At 71.9% G+C, this 17,204-nt stretch carries 15 protein-coding genes and 1 tRNA gene; 4 read left to right on the plus strand and 12 right to left on the minus strand.

The genetic code is table 11. From position 1 onward, the window contains the following. Positions 1–34: 34 nt before the first annotated feature. The 6 genes from efeB to B9S64_RS16685 all read right to left on the minus strand — a co-directional run bounded on the left by efeB (position 35) and on the right by B9S64_RS16685 (position 6,318). Positions 35–1,267 carry an iron uptake transporter deferrochelatase/peroxidase subunit gene (gene efeB / locus B9S64_RS16660; RefSeq protein WP_103492844.1) on the minus strand — a complete coding sequence of 411 codons (1,233 nt, stop codon included), beginning with the start codon at positions 1,265–1,267 and terminating at the stop codon, positions 35–37. 83 nt (positions 1,268–1,350) lie between these two features. Continuing rightward, positions 1,351–3,501 (minus strand): copper resistance CopC/CopD family protein, encoded by a 2,151-nt coding sequence (locus tag B9S64_RS16665; protein ID WP_103492826.1) that lies wholly within the window; start codon positions 3,499–3,501, stop codon positions 1,351–1,353. A 17-nt stretch (positions 3,502–3,518) separates the two neighbouring features. Then, entirely contained in the window at positions 3,519–3,959 is a 441-nt protein-coding gene (locus B9S64_RS16670; RefSeq protein ID WP_103492827.1) for a copper chaperone PCu(A)C, read from the minus strand. Then, on the minus strand, positions 3,956–4,612 hold the full coding sequence (locus B9S64_RS16675) for an SCO family protein (protein ID WP_103492828.1): 657 nt from the start codon (positions 4,610–4,612) through the stop codon (positions 3,956–3,958). Before B9S64_RS16675 ends, B9S64_RS16670 begins: the two co-directional genes overlap by 4 nt. A gap of 45 nt (positions 4,613–4,657) precedes the next feature. Continuing rightward, entirely contained in the window at positions 4,658–5,392 is a 735-nt protein-coding gene (locus B9S64_RS16680; RefSeq protein WP_103492829.1) for a YcnI family protein, read from the minus strand. 101 nt (positions 5,393–5,493) lie between these two features. After that, positions 5,494–6,318, minus strand: a complete 825-nt coding sequence (locus tag B9S64_RS16685) for a hypothetical protein (RefSeq protein WP_103492830.1) — start codon at positions 6,316–6,318, stop codon at positions 5,494–5,496. A 311-nt stretch (positions 6,319–6,629) separates the two neighbouring features. On the opposite strand from B9S64_RS16685, the gene B9S64_RS16690 reads away from it, so the two are divergent. Next, complete coding sequence (locus B9S64_RS16690; RefSeq protein ID WP_103492831.1) at positions 6,630–7,214, plus strand: ATP-binding protein; 585 nt, start codon at positions 6,630–6,632, stop codon at positions 7,212–7,214. Positions 7,215–7,304: 90 nt separating this feature from the next. Here the strand turns inward: B9S64_RS16690 and B9S64_RS16695 are convergent, their stop codons facing one another. After that, entirely contained in the window at positions 7,305–8,768 is a 1,464-nt protein-coding gene (locus B9S64_RS16695) for an aminopeptidase P family protein (RefSeq protein ID WP_103492832.1), read from the minus strand. 98 nt (positions 8,769–8,866) lie between these two features. Then, on the minus strand, positions 8,867–10,291 hold the full coding sequence (locus B9S64_RS16700; protein WP_103492833.1) for a PP2C family protein-serine/threonine phosphatase: 1,425 nt from the start codon (positions 10,289–10,291) through the stop codon (positions 8,867–8,869). 595 nt (positions 10,292–10,886) lie between these two features. On the opposite strand from B9S64_RS16700, the gene B9S64_RS16705 reads away from it, so the two are divergent. Continuing rightward, the gene (locus B9S64_RS16705) at positions 10,887–11,567 is read left to right on the plus strand and encodes a bifunctional DNA primase/polymerase (protein ID WP_103492834.1); all 681 of its coding nucleotides are present in this window, start codon (positions 10,887–10,889) and stop codon (positions 11,565–11,567) included. Between the two features lie 483 nt (positions 11,568–12,050). On the opposite strand, the gene B9S64_RS16710 is transcribed toward B9S64_RS16705, so the two are convergent. From B9S64_RS16710 to B9S64_RS16720, 3 genes are all read right to left on the minus strand, one after another. Next, positions 12,051–13,016 (minus strand): DUF5926 family protein, encoded by a 966-nt coding sequence (locus B9S64_RS16710; RefSeq protein ID WP_103492835.1) that lies wholly within the window; start codon positions 13,014–13,016, stop codon positions 12,051–12,053. A 167-nt stretch (positions 13,017–13,183) separates the two neighbouring features. After that, on the minus strand, positions 13,184–13,891 hold the full coding sequence (locus B9S64_RS16715) for an ATP-binding protein (RefSeq protein ID WP_103492836.1): 708 nt from the start codon (positions 13,889–13,891) through the stop codon (positions 13,184–13,186). Between the two features lie 71 nt (positions 13,892–13,962). Then, complete coding sequence (locus tag B9S64_RS16720; protein WP_103492837.1) at positions 13,963–14,790, minus strand: glycerophosphodiester phosphodiesterase; 828 nt, start codon at positions 14,788–14,790, stop codon at positions 13,963–13,965. A gap of 195 nt (positions 14,791–14,985) precedes the next feature. Here B9S64_RS16720 and B9S64_RS16725 point away from each other — a divergent pair, with 195 nt between their 5' ends. Both B9S64_RS16725 and B9S64_RS16730 read left to right on the plus strand, forming a co-directional pair. Further along, positions 14,986–16,476 (plus strand): S1C family serine protease, encoded by a 1,491-nt coding sequence (locus B9S64_RS16725; protein ID WP_103492838.1) that lies wholly within the window; start codon positions 14,986–14,988, stop codon positions 16,474–16,476. Between the two features lie 60 nt (positions 16,477–16,536). Further along, positions 16,537–16,621, plus strand: a tRNA-Ser gene (locus B9S64_RS16730). A 70-nt stretch (positions 16,622–16,691) separates the two neighbouring features. Here the strand turns inward: B9S64_RS16730 and B9S64_RS16735 are convergent. Further along, positions 16,692–17,171, minus strand: a complete 480-nt coding sequence (locus tag B9S64_RS16735; RefSeq protein WP_103492839.1) for a hypothetical protein — start codon at positions 17,169–17,171, stop codon at positions 16,692–16,694. Between the last annotated feature and the right edge of the window lie 33 nt (positions 17,172–17,204).

Below are 17,204 nucleotides of genomic sequence, written 5' to 3' on the forward strand. Positions count from 1 at the left end.
CGGACGTAGAGGACCGTCGCCGCATCCGCGCGGCTCAGGATTCGAGCAGCTGTTGACCCACGTACTCCCCGGGAGCCACGCCCCCCGGAACGGCGAACAGGCCGCTCGCCTCGTGCCGGATGAACGGGGAGAGCGCGTCCCCGCGGTCGAGCTTGCGCTGCACCGGAACGAAGCCCCGGAACGGGTCGGCCTGCCAGCAGATGAACAGCAGCCCCGCGTCCGGGGTGCCGTCCTCGGCCATGCCGTCGTGGTACGAGAAGGGCCGCCGCAGCATGGCGGCGCCCCCGTTCTTCTCGGGCGTGGAGATCCGGGCGTGGGCGTTGCCGGGAATCAGCGGCTTGCCGTCGGGGCCCGCTGCGTCCAGGTCCATCGTCGTCGTCTCGGTGCCGCCGCTCAGCGGGGCGCCGTCCGCCTTGCGGCGGCCGATGACGTGCTCCTGCCGCTCGACGCTGAGCTTCTCCCAGTCGTCCAGAAGCATCCTGATCCGCCGTACGACGGCGTACGAGCCGCCTTGCAGCCACGCGTGCTCCTCCGGGCCGCCGGCCTGTACGAAGATCCGCTGCTCGAAGTCGCCGTCCGCGGGCTTCGGGTTGCCGGTTCCGTCTACCTGGCCCATCAGGTTCCGGGCCGTCATCGGCCGGGCGGTGGCTCCCGGGGTGCGGTTGAAGCCGTTCATCTGCCAGCGCACCCGGGCCGCCGCCCCCGCCTCCTTCTGTACCGCGCGCAGCGCGTGGAACGCCACGAGCGCGTCGTCGGAGCCGATCTGCACCCAGAGATCGCCGTTGGACCGCTTGGCGTCGAGACGGTCCGAGGAGAAGGCCGGCAGCGGGTCCAGCCCGGCCGGGCGGCGGGCGACCAGATCCGTACGGTCGAAGAACGTGCGCCCGAATCCGAAGGTGACGGTCAGCGAGGACGGTCCGGCGTCCAGCGCCACCCCCGTGTCATGGTCCGCACCGGAGCCGGAGGGCCGGCCCGCCATCAGCCGCTCGGCCACCGCCGACCAGCGGCGCATCAGGGCTGCGGCTTCCTTCCGGTCGGCCCCGGGCGCCAGGTCGAAGGCGATCAGATGCCCGCGGGCCTGAAGCGGAGTGGTGATCCCCGCTTGATGTTTCCCGTGAAACATCTCCTCCGCCGAGCCGAGCGTGGTCAGCGCGGTCGGCGCTGCGTCACGGGTCGCGGCGTACCCCCCGGCACCGCCCGCCGCTCCGAGCACCAGACCGGCCGCGCCGGCGGCACCGGCACCGCCGATCAGCCCGCGCCGGGACATGCCCCCACCGGACCCCGCTGCCGCGCCGCCGACCCCGTTCTCGCTCCGCCGGGCGCTCTTCGTCTTCTTCGTGCTCACCTTGCTCAGCCGATCTTCACGTTCTCGTCGATGGTGGTCTGGTCGATGTCCGACGTACGGACGGTCACGGCGAGCTTCCAGTCGCCCGCCATCGGGATCTGTACGTCGCTCGCCGTCCAGTGCCCCGGGGCCAGACGGTCGGGAACGACCGGGAGCGGGCCGATGTCCTTGGACTCCAGGGTGAAGGCAAGCTTCACCTCGGGAACGTCCATCGGGCCGTCCGGTCCGTCGATCCAGAGGTGTACGTCGTTGGCGCCGGACCCGGCCGGTGAGAGGTCGAGCCGGACGGTCCCCTTGCCGTTCTGCCCGCCCGTGTCGAACGGCAGGCTCAGATTGACCTGCCCGCCCGCCACCGGGGCGGTCGCCGCCGTGTTGCCGCGGGCCGCTTCCTCCTCGGTCCGTCCGGGCTCGGTGTTCGTCAGCACCGTCGTGACCGCGAGGAGCACCACGGCGATACCGGCTTCGATCAGCACGGAGCGGCGCAGCCCGGAGCGTTCGGTGTCGGCGTCGCGGACGCGCTTGTTGCGGGTGGCCGTCAGGGCGGCGCGCTGCCGGGCGAGTTGGGCGGCTCGCTCCGGGTCGCTCGCGGCCGCGGCGGGTACTTCGGTGGCCCTGGGCACCTCGGCGGCTACCTCGGCCGCTTCGGTGACCTCGGTGGCTTCAGCGGTACCGGCGAGCGCAGGGACGTCCGTACTCTCGGTGCCGCGAGTCCCGACCGAGGCGTCCACGGGGGCGTTCACAGCGGTCTCCACCGAGGCGTCCACAGGGGCGTTCACAGCGGTCTCCACCGAGGCGCCCTCGTCCCGACCGGCCGGTCCGGCCGGGCCGCCGGAGGCCTCCGAACCGCCCGATCCCTCCGCCTCGCCGGATACGGACGCGCTCCGCTCCGCGCCGTCCACCAGCCGTCCGGTCCACCGCCGGGAGAACCAGGCGACGGCCAGGATCGCCGCCACCAGCCCCACCTTCACCAGCAGCAGTTGCCCGTACCAGGTGCCCGTCAGCGCGGACCACGACCCCACCTGCCGCCAGGACTGGTAGAGCCCCGTGGCGGCGAGGACGACCACACTGCCGAACGCCACACGGGAGAACCGCCGTACCGCGTCGGCCGTGATGTGCGGTGTCCGGTACAGGGCGACCAGCAGCGCGGCGAGCCCGCCCAGCCAGGCGGCGACGGCGAGCAGGTGGGCCACGTCGACCGGCATCGCGATGCCCGGCTGGAGGCCCGTGGAGGCGTGCTCGGCCAGCGCCCAGGTGCCCGCGATGCCGATGGCGAGCACCGCGCCGCCGACCGTCAGCCCGAAGGTGAGGTCCTGCTTCTCCTTCTCGTCCTCGCGCTTGGCGTACGCCCCGAAGAGGACGGCGACGAAGAGCGCGGAGGCCCCCAGGAGCAGCAGCCGGGAGACCAGCGCGGCCCCCGGTTTGGTGTCGAGGACGGCCTGGAGCCCGTCCAGGTCGAACGCGTCCGCCAGCTTGCCGGAGCCGGTGTACGGGGTGCGCAGGAGCAGCATGACCAGGGTGGCGGCGGTGAGCGTGATCCAGCCGCGTACGACGAGGCGCTGGAGCGGCCGTTCCCCCGCGCCGCGCCGCCAGCAGGCGAGCACGAAGGCCGAGCCGCCGGCGAGGAGGATGAAACCGGCGTACGCGGCGTAGCGCGCGATGCCGTAGAGGGTGCCGACGAGGCCGCCGCCGGCTTTGTCGGAGGGGAGCGCGACGGTGGTGTCCGACGGCGCTCCGATGGAGAAGGTGAAGGCGCCGGAGACCGGGTGGCTGTCCGCCGAGACGGCCTGCCAGGCGACGGTGTAGGTGCCGTCCGGCAGCCCGCTGTGGAGGGCGACGCCGTACCGTACCGGGCCCCCGTCCGTCAGTTCGCGGGGCGCGCCGGTGTCGGCCCGCTCCCCGCTCGGGTCGAGGACGCGGATGGAGTCGTCGCTCACGGCGATCTGCTCGGAGAAGGTGAGGGCGACCTCCTCGGGGGCGGTGGCGACCACCGCCCCGTCCTGCGGATCGCTCCCGGTGAGTGCGGCGTGCGCGGACGCCGGGCTCGCGCCGGCCAGCACCATGCCGAACAGCAGGCTGATCAGCACGGCGAGGAGCGCGGCCGCGGTGAGCGGCCGCCGTGTCGGGGAGGGTCCGAAGTGCGGGGCGGTGGCTGTCATGGAGTGTCAGTACCTCACTACTTCTTCGGGTTGTAGGTGGACTCCTTGACGGGCACGTCGACCGAGATCGCGCCCGCCTTCTCGAAGTGGAGCTTCACGGTGACCGTGTCCCCGGGCCGGGGCCGCTTCTTGAGGTCGGTGAACATGATGTGGTTGCCGCCCCGTTCGAGGTCGAGTTCGCCTCCCGCGGGCACCTCGAACGACGTGACCATCCGCATCGCCTGGTTCTTCGTCTCGTGGATCGTGACGTGGTCGGAGAGCGCACTGGTCACCGAGGTGAGCCGGTCCGCGCCGCCGGTGTTCTCCACGACGAGGAAACCGGCCGCCATGTCGCTCACGGGCTGCGGCATGAACGCCCCGGTCACCTTCAGTTCGGGTGCGCTGTCGGAGGAGCACCCCGTCAGCCCCAGCGCGGTGGTGAGAGCCACCGCGCCGAGGAGGGTTGTGCGGCGGTTCACGGGTTCTTCCCCTCGATGATCTCGGGGAGATCCTTGGTGTAGTCGTCGGCCGTGGTGTCCTCGCTGTAGAGCACGTACCCCTCGTCGGTCTTCGGGGAGAAGGCGATGACCTGGGACCCGTGCATGGAGACGACCGTGCCGTCCTTCTCCTTCTTCGGCGCGTCGATACCGATGCCGATCTGCCGCGCTCCCGCCTGGATGGTCGGGAAGTCGCCGGTGAGACCGGTGAAATCGGGGTCCTGGGCCTTGAGCCAGCTGCCCAGGGACGCAGGTGTGTCCCGTTCGGGATCCGTCGTGACGAAGACGACCTGGAGCTTGTCCTGGTCGGCGGCGGGCAGGGCCCGCTTGGCGAGCGCGATGTTGCTCATGGTCAGCGGGCAGACGTCGGGGCAGTTGGTGTAGCCGAAGTAGATGAGCGTCGGCTTGCCCTTGGTCTTCTCCCGCAGGTCGTACGTCTTGCCGTGGGTGTCGGTCAGGACGAGGTCCGGCTTCGTGAAGGGCTGGTCGAGTACCGTCGCGGCCTTGGTCCGCGTGTCGGCGGAGACGTCGGCGACCGGCGAATCCGCCGAGCTGCCGCTGTCACCGCAGGCGGAGAGGGTGAGTGCGGCCACGGCGGCGAACGCCGCGGCCAGCACCGTCTTCTTGTTGCGCATGGAGAGCTGATTCCTGGTCTGTGGTGCGGGTGGTCGAGCTATGGGTCAGGCGGTGCGGCGGCGGCCGGTGAGGACACCGAACGCGACGCCCGCGACACCGACGACGATGCCGACGACGCCCAGGACGCGGGCCGTGGTGTCACTGCCGTTCGACGAGGTGTCCTCGGCGGCCGCCGTGGTGTCCTTCGCCTGCTCCGTCTTACCGCCCTTGGCGTCGGCGTCGGCGGCACCGTGCGCGTCGTCCGCCGCGGCGGTCAGCTTGAGGACGGGCGCCGGGCTGTCGGGCTCTTCGCCGTTCGCGGCCGGCTCCTCGATCCAGCGCACGACTTCCTTGTTGCTGTACGTCTGGAGGGCCTTGAAGACCAACTGGTCGGAGTCCTCGGGGAGCTGCCCGACCGAGAGCGGGAACTGCTGGAAGAAGCCGGGCTCGATGCCCTTGCCGTCCGCGGTCCAGGTGACCTTGGAGACGGCCTCGTCGATCTTCTTGCCGTGCACTTCGAGCGGCGTGTCCAGCTTGCTCTTGGTGACCTCGATCTTCCAGCCGGCGAGGGGCTGCGGGCTGACGGAGGCCAGCGGGTGGTCGGTCGGGAAGCTGACCTCCAACTTGACGGTGGAGGCGTTGTCACGCTCGTTGGGGACCTTGAAGTTGACGGTGGCGTACCCGCCCTTGGCGGCCTCGCCCTGCGGCTGGACGGTGACGTGCGCGGCGGCGGGACCGGCGAGCAGCAGCACGGTGGACGCGGCGATGCCGCCGGCGAGGGCGATACGGGAAACGTTCATGACAGGGATCACTCCACAGTTCACGGAAGAAGGTGGTCCGGCGCGCGGGTGCGCGACGGCTCGCGACCGCCTCCGCACCGGAATCCGGCGGAGTGGCCGCGTCAGGCTGCGCGTACGTACACGGGCGGCGGGCCGCGCCTGATCACCAGATGCTGCAGAGGATCCCCGGTCGCGGGCGCCGGGGCGTCCACCGCGATCCGGATCGGGCGCGGCCCGGTCGTGGGCCGCCCCGGAAGCCCGGCGCGCAGCGCGCGCACCAGGGCCATGGCCGCGCGCAGCGCCCGGAGCCGGGCACCGGCGGCGAGCTGCCGTCCGCCGTGGGCCGAGAGCGAGGCCAGCCGGAAGACCGCGATCTCCCCGCGGCGCAGCAGCCAGCCGGTGGCCAGCGCGGCGAGGAGGTGCCCGAGGAACATGGGCAGGCTCGGCAGCAGGGCCGCCATGACCGCCGGGACGCCCGTGGAGGCGGCGTCGGAGGCGGTGGCCGCCGCGGACGCCAGGTGGGTGTGGCCCTGTGCGACGGCCGCCGGGTCGATGCCCGCGGTGGTGACGATGCGGTGCGCCTCACCGGCGCTCAGCTGCGCCGGTCCCGCACCGCACACCAGGCTCGCGGCGAACCGGACCAGCGGGTCGTCCCCGGACGCCGCCGCCGGGACCGGGGCGTGGCGGTCGAGCCCGAACAGCGCGTGCAGGGCGATCTGTCCGGCGGCCAGCGCGGCGACGATCGAGGGCAGGCGGCGCTCACGCCCGGCGAGCACCGCGACGGCGGCGAAGACTCCGAGGAATCCGACCACCAGCGTCCAGCCCGGGACACCGGCACCGGCGGCGAGGCTGTGTCCTGCCGCGGCCAGCGCGACGCAGACCGCGGTGAACACCGCGGTCCTCATGAGCCGCAGACCGGCTCCGGCGCGTGCGACAGGCATAGACATGGCCGGGACATCATCGCACTGCGCCCCTGGCTCCCGTACGGCAGGTCCGGAAGATTCCGTCTGTCCCCATCAGGGCCGATCCGGGGCACGCCGGGCCTGGTCAGAGGCGTGCGCGACGGCGGAACGGAGTCGAGGGGGACCGGAAACGGACGGGAATCGGACAGGCGCCACCGGAGAGCGGGACGCCCATACACCGGAACGCGGAGTATGCGCGTCCGCCGAATGAGCGCTGTCACAGCCCTCGGGTGCTTACCGGGCGCCACACCCGGCAATACGTAACCGTATGTCGAGCCGCAGCCAGGAGGCTGAGCATGAGCATGTGGTGGTCACTCCATTTGCGGCGCGAAGCTGCGAGCGTTCCGCTCGCCCGTCGTTTTCTCCTCGGCACCATGGAGACGGCGGGGGTGGATCCGGACATCTCCTTCGACCTGTCGGTCGCGCTCAGCGAAGCCTGTGCGAACGCCGTCGAGCACGGCGGACGGCCGGACACCGGGGACACCGGTGACACCGGACCCGGCCGCACCGTGGACGAGCGGCCCGGACAGGACAACGAGCAGTACCGGGTCACCGCCTATCTGGACGGCGAGAAATGCCGTATCGAAGTCGCCGACTCGGGCCCCGGTTTCCCGGTACGGCGCACGCTTCGCACCGCCGCACATCCGTCCGCCGGCCAACCGCCGGAACCGTACCCGCCGTCCGGGGGGTCCGGGAGCGTCGCTCTCGGTGTCGTCCCGGGGGAGCACCCGGGGGCCCTCGCCGAGAGCGGCCGGGGACTCTGCCTGATCGAGGAGCTCGCCGACCACGTCCACTTCGGGAACCGCCCGGGGCGGGGCGCCGTGGTGAGCTTCGACAAGGTCCTGAAATGGCGCGAGGGCGCGCTGCTCATGGTCTCCTGAGCAACGCGCCCCCGGCGTGCGGGCGGTGCGGTCGCCGCGCCGTCGGCCAGCCCTTCCGGGCGTGCCTCCGGACCGGCTTCCCGACCTTCCTCAGCCCTTGAGGCCGGCCATCCACGCCTCGACCTCGTCGGCCCGGCGCGGCAGCGTGTCCGAGAGGTTCCGGTTGCCGTCCTCGGTGACGAGGATGTCGTCCTCGATCCGTACGCCGATGCCCCGGTACTCCTCCGGCACGGTCAGGTCGTCCGCCTGGAAGTACAGTCCCGGCTCGACCGTGAGGCAGACACCGGGCTCCAGGATGCCGTCGACGTACGCCTCGGTGCGGGCGGCAGCGCAGTCGTGGACGTCCATGCCGAGCATGTGGCCGGTGCCGTGCAGCGTCCAGCGGCGCTGGAGGCCGAGCTCCAGGACCTTCTCCACGCTCAGGTCGCCCAGCAGGCCCCACTCGACCAGCTTCTCGGCGAGCACCCGCTGCGCCGCGTCGTGGAAGTCACGGAAGGCGGCACCGGGCTTCACGGCCGCGATGCCCGCCTCCTGCGCCTCGTACACGGCGTCGTAGATCTTCCGCTGGAGCGGGGTGAACGAACCGTTGATCGGCAGCGTGCGCGTCACGTCGGCGGTGTACAGCTCCTCGGTCTCCACCCCCGCGTCGAGCAGCAGCAGCTCCCCGGGGCGGACCGGGCCGTCGTTGCGCACCCAGTGCAGGGTGGTCGCGTGCGGTCCGGCGGCGCAGATCGAGCCGTAGCCGATGTCGTTGCCATCGACCCGGGCGCGCAGGAAGAAGGTGCCCTCGATGTAACGCTCGCTGGTGGCCTCGGCCTTGTCGAGGACCTTCACGACGTCCTCGAAGCCGCGCGCCGTGGCGTCGCAGGCCTTCCGCAGCTCGGAGATCTCGAAGGCGTCCTTGACCAGGCGGGCCTCGGAGAGGAAGACGCGCAGCTCCTCGTCGCGCTCCGCGGTGACCTTGTCGGTCAGCGCGGCCTCGACACCCGCGTCGTGCCCGCGGACCGCGCGCACCGGGCCGGTGGACTCGGCCAGGGCGGCCGGGAGTTCGCGGACGTCCTTCGCCGGGAGGCCGAGCAGCTGCTCGGCCTCGCCGAGGGAGTGGCGGCGGCCGACCCACAGCTCGCCCTGGCCGTCGAGCCAGAACTCGCCGTCCTCGCGGTTCGAGCGCGGCAGCAGGTAGATCGTCGCGTCGTGGCCGCCCTCGACCGGTTCGAGCACCAGGACGCCGTCCTGGGTCCGGTCGCCGGTGAGGTAGGCGTACTCGGTGGACGCGCGGAACGCGTACTCGGTGTCGTTCGAGCGGGTCCGCAGGTTGCCCGCGGGGATGACGAGGCGCTCGCCCGGGAAGCGCGCCGAAAGGGCGGCGCGACGTGCGGCGGTGTACCCGGCCTGGGCGATCGGCTCCAGGCCGTGCAGCTCGGTGTCGGCCCAGCCGGACTTCATGCTCGCGGCGAGCTCATCGGAAATGCCCGGGTACAGGCCGTTCTTCCGCTGCTTGATCGGCTCTGCTTCAGCTGTCTCCGGGTTCTCCGGGGTGAGCTCCTCAGACACGATTTGTCTCTCCTTATACGACACTGGGCCCTCCCCATCGTACGGGCGTACGGAAGGGGGCCCAGGGCCGGAAGACCCTTACCGGTCCGCGGGTGCCGTCAGTCGAAGCGCACGGCCAGGACGACGACGTCCTCAAGGCCGCCGCCCGCGTCGGGGGCGTCGGGCAGAACCGTCCGCAGGACGTGGTCGGCGACGGCCCCGGGGTCGTCGCGGAGGGCGCCGGGTACACCGGCCGCCGCCGTCAGGAGCCGGGCGAACGCCCCGTCCGTCGGCTCTCCGGTACGCCGCAGGAGCCCGTCCGTGTAGAGAAGCACCGTTTCGCCTGGCAGCGGGCTGAACTCCACACTCGGCGCCTCCCAGCGCGACAGCATGCCCAGCGGCGCGGAGAGCGAGGTCTCCACGAACTCGGTGCGCAGGTCGCCGGTGACCAGCGGCGGGGTGTGGCCCGCGCCGGCCAGCAGGATCGTGCGCTGGTCGGGCTCGCAGTAGGCGTAGAGGGCGGTGGCCGCACTCGCCGGTTCGGTCAGCCGCAGCAGCAGTTCGAGGTCGGACAGTACGGCGACGGGGTCCTCGCCCTCCATCACCGCGTACGCCCGCAGACCGGCGCGGAGCCGGCTCATGGCGGCCAGGGCGCGGGGCCCTGAACCGTTCACCGAGCCGACGGAGAGGCCCAGCGCGTTGTCCGGGAGCGGCAGGGCGTCGTACCAGTCGCCGCCGCCGCGACGGCCGGTCCGGTGGCGGGCGGCCAGCCGGACCCCGGGAGCCCGCGGGAGCCGGCCCGGCAGCAGTTCCTCGGAGAGTGCGGCGGCGTCCGCCCTGGCCCGCTCCAGTTCCAGCAGGCGGTCCAGGTGCTGGGCGGCGCAGCGCCCGTACAACGTGGCCAGGTGGCGTCGGCGTTCGAGGGGTTCCGCGGGTTCGTCGTAGAGCCAGACGGCCACTCCGAGCCGGCCGGTGGACGCGGTGGTGAGCGGCAGGGTGTAACTGGCGGCGTAGCCGACCCGTACGGCGACCTCGCGGGAGCGGGGGTCGAGGCCCGGGTCGCCGAGGATGTCGGGACTGGCCTGCGGACCGCCGGTGCCGGGGAGGCCGTCGAGGAACCGGCCGTGGTCGGTGGCGCCGCGCGGCACGGTCTCGATGTGTCCCAGTTCCGCGTGGGTGAGCCCCAGACCGACGGTACGGGAGGGGCCCACTCCGTCGCCCGGTTCGAGGATGAGGAGACCGCGGGGGGCGCCCACCAGGGACGCTCCGGCGTCCAGCAGTTCACGCAGGGCGCTGTCCAGGGTGCTGGTCCCGGACAGCGCCTCGGTGAGTTCGTGCAGGGTGGTCAGGTCGGAGACCCAGCCGGCCAGCCGGTCCTGGAGGAAGGTGTCGGGCGGGGCCGGAACATCCGGCAGAGGCGCGTGAGCATGCGTTGAAACAGGAATAGATGAATTGATTCCGGCCACTTTTGGCAGGTGCGGGGCGCTCATGGCATTCGGCTTTCCGACCGGTGCGTTCTGTCGAACAGCATCGCAAACCCCCATGTCGTGCTGCGCCGCTCTCCGTGCAACCACAGGTACACGCCACCACATCTACACGCAGAAGTAAGGTGATGTCCAGTATTGTCCCTGGGGTATCTGCGGTGTCCGGGAGGCGGCCAACTTGGCCGAAAAATGCACCCCCGTGCGGCTTTTTGGGGTCGACTGGGCGTGCTCGGTAGGGGGCATCCTCGGGACGGAGAGTCCGGGGGAGCGTCATCCCGGGCACATGGGGTACGTAATCGTGGATGGCCAGGGGCAGTTGTCGTTGCCCCGGAACCCGACAACGAGCCCGGGCGTCCTCACCCGTGACGGCCGCACCCCCGCCCCGTGAGGCGGGACTGCACGAGAGGCGGCACGCGCGAAGCGCACGCCGCCCGCGCGAAGTTTTGACTGGACTCGGCTCCGCACCATTCTGTTCGGTTCCACTCTGATCTGTTTTGGTTCCACTTCGATCGACTCGGCGCACGCTCGGCACCGATTACGTGTCCGTACCTCAGTTCCGACGGCCACGTACGCACAGTGAAGAGACACACGCGCGGTACGACGAGTGCGCGGTGCGAAGTGGTCCTCGGCGTTCAACGGAAAGGAACGAGCGCTCATGCGCGAGATCCTCGGAAGGCGACGCAGGCGCCGGCTCCGGCGCACGGCACGTTCCGCCCGTCTCGACGCGGCGCTGACCTGCGCCACCGTCTGGAGATGGCCCCTCGTCCCGGGGGTGGGGACGGCCACGACGGCACGCGGCGAACGCGGGCGCGGTTGTGCCTGCCCGGACCCCGAGTGCGCGGTACCCGGCGCGCACCCCTTCGATCCCGGTCTCCTCGCGGCGACCACCGACGCGCGCATGGTGCGCTGGTGGTGGACCAACCGGCCCACCGCCCCGCTCGTCCTGGCCACCGGAGGGCAGGCGCCGTGTGCGCTGAGCCTCCCGGCCGTGGCGGGGGCCCGGGCGCTGGTCGCGCTCGACGGCATGGGGCTGCGGCTCGGCCCCGTGGTGGCGACGCCCACCCGCTGGTCGCTGCTGGTCGCCCCGTACGGCCTGGAACGGCTCGGTGAACTCCTGCACGCCAAGGACTGGGTGCCCAGCTCCCTGCGGTTCCACGGAGAGGGCGGCTATCTCGTGCTGCCCCCCTCGGAGGTGGGGACCGGGCAGGTGCGCTGGGAGCGGGAGCCTTCGGCCGGACCCGGCGCGCCCTGGCTGCCGGACGTGGAGACGGTGCTGGACGCGCTGGTGGAGGCGAGCACCGGCGCTCCGGGCGGAGGCAGCAGGCTGGCGTACTGACCGCGTTCCGCGCGGCCACAGCGTGCGGACGCGTGGACCACGGGCGGTGCCCACCTCAGGGTGGGTGCCGCCCGTGGTGCGTGTGCCATCTCTGTCCGAAAGCGAACGGCGGGGGCGCCGGGGGACGGCGCAGGCCCGCACCGGAGTCCGGGGTACGCGGTGCGGGACCGGACCGGTGACCGGACGGAGGCGGGGCGGGGACGGAGACGGCGGGGCGCCGAGTCCGCCGCGAGCGGGTCCGGCGGGCACGGTCCGTGAGAGCGGCTCCACGGCCGCTGTGCCGGGCCGTGTGCTCGTCCGTCTCCGGGAACGCGGACGCCCGGTCGCTGGCGACGGGGGATGCACCAGCGACCGGGCTTCCAGAACCGTAACAAGAGATCTGCCGCTTGCAAATTCGATCTCGCCTATTCGGACAGTGATTTACCGGCGAGTACGAGTGCTGTGACAGGTGTCACCGGGGCGGCTCCGACCGACGGGCCGGTGTCAGCTGAGCGTCACCTGACGGTTCGTGAGGCCGCCGCGGGCGCGCCGCTCCTCGCCGGAGAGGGGCGCGTCGGACGCCAGGGCCTCGGCGAGCCGCTCCGCGAACCGGGCGGCGGGCTTCTCGCAGTCCTGGGCGCCCATGGAGCTCGGCAGGTCCCAGACCGGGACCATCAAACCGTGCGCCCGGAACGAACCGACGAGCCGGGTGTCGTCGCCCAGCGAGGAGGCGCCGGCCGCGTGCAGCCGGGCCAGAGCATCCAGAAGCTGCTCCTCGGGGTACGGCATCACCCAGCGCAGGTGGTTCTTCTCCGGTGTCTCGCACCAGTACGCGGCGTCCACGCCGGACAGCAGCGTGGTCGGGATGGCCGCCGCGTTGGCGCGTTCCAGGGAGGCGGAGACCTCGGGCGCGGCGTTCTCCGAGTCGGGCACCCAGAATTCGAAGCCCGGGTGGACCACCGGCTCGAACGGGGCCTTTGGGTCGAGGAGGTCCTGGAGGCGCGGCCCGTCGGCGGGTACGCGGCGGGCGGCGACAGGCGAACCGGGCTCCGCCTCCAGCGCCCGCTGGAGGGTGTCCGCGAGATCGCGGCTGAGGTCGCCCGACGGGGTGTCGTTCTGCAGGGCGAGCAGGACGGAACCGTCGTCACGGCGGAGGGCCGGCCACGCCATCGGCAGGACGGTCGCGAGGGTGACGGAGGGTACGCCTTCGGGCAGTCCGCCCTTGAGCGTCAGCTCGACCGTGGCGGCGGGGACCAGCTCACGGAGCGCGATCCAGTCGCACTCGCCGGACAGACCCTCGAACGGGCGGTGGACCAGCTCGGTCACGGCCTGGGCGGCGGCACGTCCGTGACAGGCCTTGTACCGGCGGCCCGAACCGCACGGGCAGGGCTCGCGGGCACCGACGACCGGGATCTCACCATCCTTGAGCTGCGGCTTCCCGGCCTTGGACTGAGGGCGCTTCTTGGCCATGGTGGGCGTTCTCCCGATTGCGACAGTGCGGTCTCGGCCGCGAGCCTAGCCGCCCCTGTCACCGCCGGGGCGCACATGCCGCCACCCCGTTGTGCGTACGGTCGGGGAGCGGGGCCCGCCCGTCGCACCGTCCGGCGGACGCGACCACTCTCGGCCCGCGTCGTTCCTCAGCCCGCGTCGTCGAAGGCGTCGAGCGCGTCGGCGAAACCCAGCCCGTCCAGAGGGCCGAGCCCTTCCAACGGCCCCAGCCCGCCCAGCGGGCCGAGCCCGTGCGCGCTGCCCACCGTGCTCAGACCGCGTGATCCGTGCCGCCCCGCGGCCGGGGCCCGGGGCGTGAACGCCTGCGAGGCGCGGCCGTGGCCCGAGGAGACCAGGGCCCAGACCGTGACCTCGCCCCGGGTGCCGTCCCGGACCCCCCACTCCCGCGCCAGAGCGCTGATGATGTTCAGCCCGCGGCCGCCCCGCGCGGTCACCGACGGTGTGGAAGGGACGGGCCTGGTCGGGCCCCCGCCGTCCGTGACCTCGACGGTCAGCTCTCCCGCCGGATCCACGCGCCATGCGGCCCGGACGCCGCCGTCACCCACACCCGCCTGGCGGTCCAGCGGCTCCAGCGGCCTGCCGTGCCGGCAGGCGTTGCTGAGCAGTTCGGAAAGGATCAGTACGGCGTCGTCGACCACCGTGTCCGGCACCCCGTTGCCGCGCAGTTGCTCGCGCATACGATGCCGCGCCTGCCCCACGCCCGCAGGACCGTGGGGTACGGCCATGCTCGACGACGTCGGCACTTCTCGTGCCATCACAAACGCCACCCCCGAGACCTCCTTTGCCCCACGCCACGGATTGGATGCCCCCCTGGGCCGAGCCGGAAACCGGCCCATGCCCTGTCAGTGATGCACTCGTAACGATCGAATGCGGAGTGAATGCGCCGGTGCACCCCCCGCAAATGATATTAAGAGCGGCCTAGTTGTGACAGAACCTGCTTCGGACGGTTGGTGATGATCGCGTCCACACCGAGGCGCACGCACAGCTCGACGTCCTCCGGTTCGTTCACCGTCCACACGTGCACCCGGTGCCCCGCGCTGCGCAGTCGTTCGATGTGCCCCGGGTGGTTGCGTACGATCCGCATCCCGGGACCGGCGATCCCCGCCCCGGCGGGCAGCCGTCCGTCGCGCACCCGGGGGGAGACGAACTGCATCAGGTAGACGGTGGGGATCGTGGGAGCCGCCGCCCGGACGCGGTAGAGGGAGCGTGAGGAGAAGCTCATGACCCGTACCGGGGACTCCCCCTCGTCCGGCGGGTCGGCCAGGCCGAAGCTCTTGAGCGTGTGGAGCAGGCGTTCCTCGACCTGCCCGGCCCAGCGGGTGGGGTGCTTGGTCTCGATGGCGAGTTCGAGCGGCCGCCCTTGCGCCCGCACCTCGCAGACGAGTTCGAGGAGCCGTTCCAGGGTCAGTACGGAGGTGAGCTCACCGGGCACCGGGTCCCAGTCCGGGGACTCCTCACGGTCCTTCCAGGAGCCGAAGTCAAGGGCGGCCAGATCGGCGAGCTCCAGTGCGGAGACGGCGCCCCGGCCGTTGGACGTCCGGTTCACCCTGCGGTCGTGGACACAGACCAGCTGTCCGTCGGCGGTGAGGCGTACGTCGCACTCCAGTGCGTCGGCACCGTCCTCGATCGCCTTCCGGTAGGCGGCCAGGGTGTGCTCGGGCGCGTCGTCGGAGGCTCCGCGGTGGGCGACGACCTGGATAGGGCGGGGCGTGGAGGGTAGGCGTGCGTGGGTCACGGCGCCATGGTGTCACCGAGGCGGCGGCCCCGGACACCTTCTCGGGGTGGACCGTTTTGCCTGATGTAAAGATTGGCGTGCGGATGCACAGGTCTTGCTTACAGTGGCCTGACGTGCTGTGGGAAAAGCTGACCGTAGACACGTGCACAGCGGATCTCTTGCCGAATGCCGAGTGGAACCGAGGAGTAAAGAGCTGTGAGCACCGAGAACGAGGGCAACGAGAACGACGCGGTTCCGGCCGCACCGTCTGTTCCGTCCGTACCTCCTGTGCCGGCTGCCGCTCCTGAGGGCACCCCGCCCGGAGGCGACCTGCCCGCGTCCGGCCCCGACTCCCGGGGGGACGAACCGACGGACCGGGTTCCCGCGGCACACCAGGAGGGCGGCCCGGCACCGTCCTCCGACCCGTACGGCCGGCCGGCCGGTCAGACGCCCGCACCGCCCCAGCAGCCCCCGGCCGCGTCGGCCGCCTGGCCGCCTCCGCCGCCTCCGGTCCCGTCGTACGCGGACGCCGGATCGCACCCCTGGGGCGCACCGGTTCACCCGGAGCCGAAGGCCCCGCGCAGATCCCGCGCGAGCGGCCTGGTCGCGGCCGTGGCCGTGGCGGCCCTGGTCGCGGGCGGCATCGGCGGGGCCCTCGGGTACTGGGCGGCCGACAGCAACGGCTCCGGATCCTCCGGTTCGACCACCGTCGCGGCGTCCAACAGCCCCAAGGACCTCAAGCGCGCCGACGGGACGGTCGCGGGGGTCGCGGCGAAGGCGCTGCCCAGCGTGGTCACCATCGAGGCCCAGTCGGGCGACGGCGAGGGCGGCACGGGCACGGGCTTCGTCTACGACAAGGAGGGCCACATCCTCACGAACAACCACGTGGTGGCCTCCGCGGCGCGCAGCGGTCAGCTGACGGCGACGTTCTCCGACGGCAAGAAGTACGGAGCGGAGGTCGTGGGCCGGGCCGAGGGCTACGACGTGGCGGTGCTGAAGCTGAAGGACGCCCCGGACGGACTGACCCCGCTGCCCCTCGGCGACTCGGACGAGGTCGCGGTGGGCGATTCCACCATCGCGATCGGCGCGCCGTTCGGCCTCTCCAACACGGTCACCACCGGCATCATCAGCGCGAAGAACCGCCCGGTCGCCTCCGGCGACGGTTCGAGCAGCGCGAACTCGTACATGAGCGCCCTCCAGACGGACGCCTCGATCAACCCGGGCAACTCCGGCGGACCGCTGCTGGACGCGGGCGGCGCGGTGATCGGCATCAACTCGGCCATCCAGTCCACCAGCGGGGGCGGCGGCATGGGCCAGTCCCAGGCGGGCTCCATCGGCCTGGGCTTCGCCATCCCCGTCAACCAGGCGAAGAACGTCGCCGAGCAACTGATCAAGACCGGCCAGCCGGTGTACCCGGTGATCGGCGCGACGGTGACGATGGAGGAGAAGTCCGGCGGCGCCGTCATCTCGGACAAGGGCGCGGACGGCACCCCGGCCGTCACCCCGGACGGCCCCGCGGCCAAGGCTGGGCTGAAGGCCGGAGACGTGATCACGAAGTTCAACGACACGGTGGTCGAGAGCGGGCCGACCCTGATCGGCGAGATCTGGACACACAAGCCCGGCGACAAGGTCACCCTCACGTACAAGCGCGGCAGCGAGACGTCGACGGTCGACGTCGTCCTGGGCGAGCGCAAGGGCGACAGCTGACCGGCTAGGCTGTCCTTCGCGTCGAGGCGGACCCGGATCACGGGATCGACGGCGACGCGGGGTGGGTTGCCCGAGCGGCCTAAGGGAACGGTCTTGAAAACCGTCGTGGCGCGAGTCACCGTGGGTTCAAATCCCACACCCACCGCAGTGCGAGAAGGCCCCTGACCAGGTGAGACGGTCGGGGGCCGCTGCGCGTCGTGGTGCGCAAGGGGCCATCACCGGACGGAGACAGCGCTCGATATCGTCAGGTCCGATCGCGCTGCCTCGTGGAGCACGTTGAGGGCCTCCACCAGGGGGATCGGGCGGAGTTCGGCTGTCCCGCTTGAGGGGGTGCGGGCCGTCCTCAGCAGCTCCCAGGTCCGCTGGTTGACTGTGTGAGCGGCGGTGGCGGCCTTCTCGTTGCTCAGCAGGACGAAGGTCTCGAAGAGGATCGATCTTCTGTTCTCGCTCTCCTCCATCGCTGCCAACGCTTCAGACGCGTCCACGCCCTGTTCACGAGCCCGCCCGGCAGCCATGGCTGCCCTCTGGATCTGCTTCACGCACGTCAGGTACTCGATATACGTGTCGAGCTTCCGCTCGTCCCAGCGTGTGGCCATCTCCCTCCGGAACTTGGCCCGTTCGGCGACCGTCGTGGCGAAGTAGGACGTCAGGGCGCCGATGAGGACGCCGACCAGGGTGAAGATCTGGGTGGCCATGACGGACAACGTACCTTCGCGGCCGGCGGCGGA

The organism is Streptomyces sp. SM18, assembly GCF_002910775.2.
Taxonomy (GTDB): domain Bacteria; phylum Actinomycetota; class Actinomycetes; order Streptomycetales; family Streptomycetaceae; genus Streptomyces; species Streptomyces halstedii.

Bases quoted from the DNA above. Each gene is read 5' to 3' on its own strand.
- efeB (WP_103492844.1), bottom strand. From the start codon at position 1,267: ATGTCCCGGCGCGGGCTGATCGGCGGTGCCGGTGCCGCCGGCGCGGCC.
- B9S64_RS16665 (WP_103492826.1), bottom strand. From the start codon at position 3,501: ATGACAGCCACCGCCCCGCACTTCGGACCCTCCCCGACACGGCGGCCG.
- B9S64_RS16675 (WP_103492828.1), bottom strand. From the start codon at position 4,612: ATGCGCAACAAGAAGACGGTGCTGGCCGCGGCGTTCGCCGCCGTGGCC.
- B9S64_RS16680 (WP_103492829.1), bottom strand. From the start codon at position 5,392: ATGAACGTTTCCCGTATCGCCCTCGCCGGCGGCATCGCCGCGTCCACC.
- B9S64_RS16685 (WP_103492830.1), bottom strand. From the start codon at position 6,318: ATGTCTATGCCTGTCGCACGCGCCGGAGCCGGTCTGCGGCTCATGAGG.
- B9S64_RS16690 (WP_103492831.1), top strand. From the start codon at position 6,630: ATGAGCATGTGGTGGTCACTCCATTTGCGGCGCGAAGCTGCGAGCGTT.
- B9S64_RS16700 (WP_103492833.1), bottom strand. From the start codon at position 10,291: ATGGGGGTTTGCGATGCTGTTCGACAGAACGCACCGGTCGGAAAGCCG.
- B9S64_RS16705 (WP_103492834.1), top strand. From the start codon at position 10,887: ATGCGCGAGATCCTCGGAAGGCGACGCAGGCGCCGGCTCCGGCGCACG.
- B9S64_RS16710 (WP_103492835.1), bottom strand. From the start codon at position 13,016: ATGGCCAAGAAGCGCCCTCAGTCCAAGGCCGGGAAGCCGCAGCTCAAG.
- B9S64_RS16715 (WP_103492836.1), bottom strand. From the start codon at position 13,891: ATGGGCCGGTTTCCGGCTCGGCCCAGGGGGGCATCCAATCCGTGGCGT.
- B9S64_RS16735 (WP_103492839.1), bottom strand. From the start codon at position 17,171: ATGGCCACCCAGATCTTCACCCTGGTCGGCGTCCTCATCGGCGCCCTG.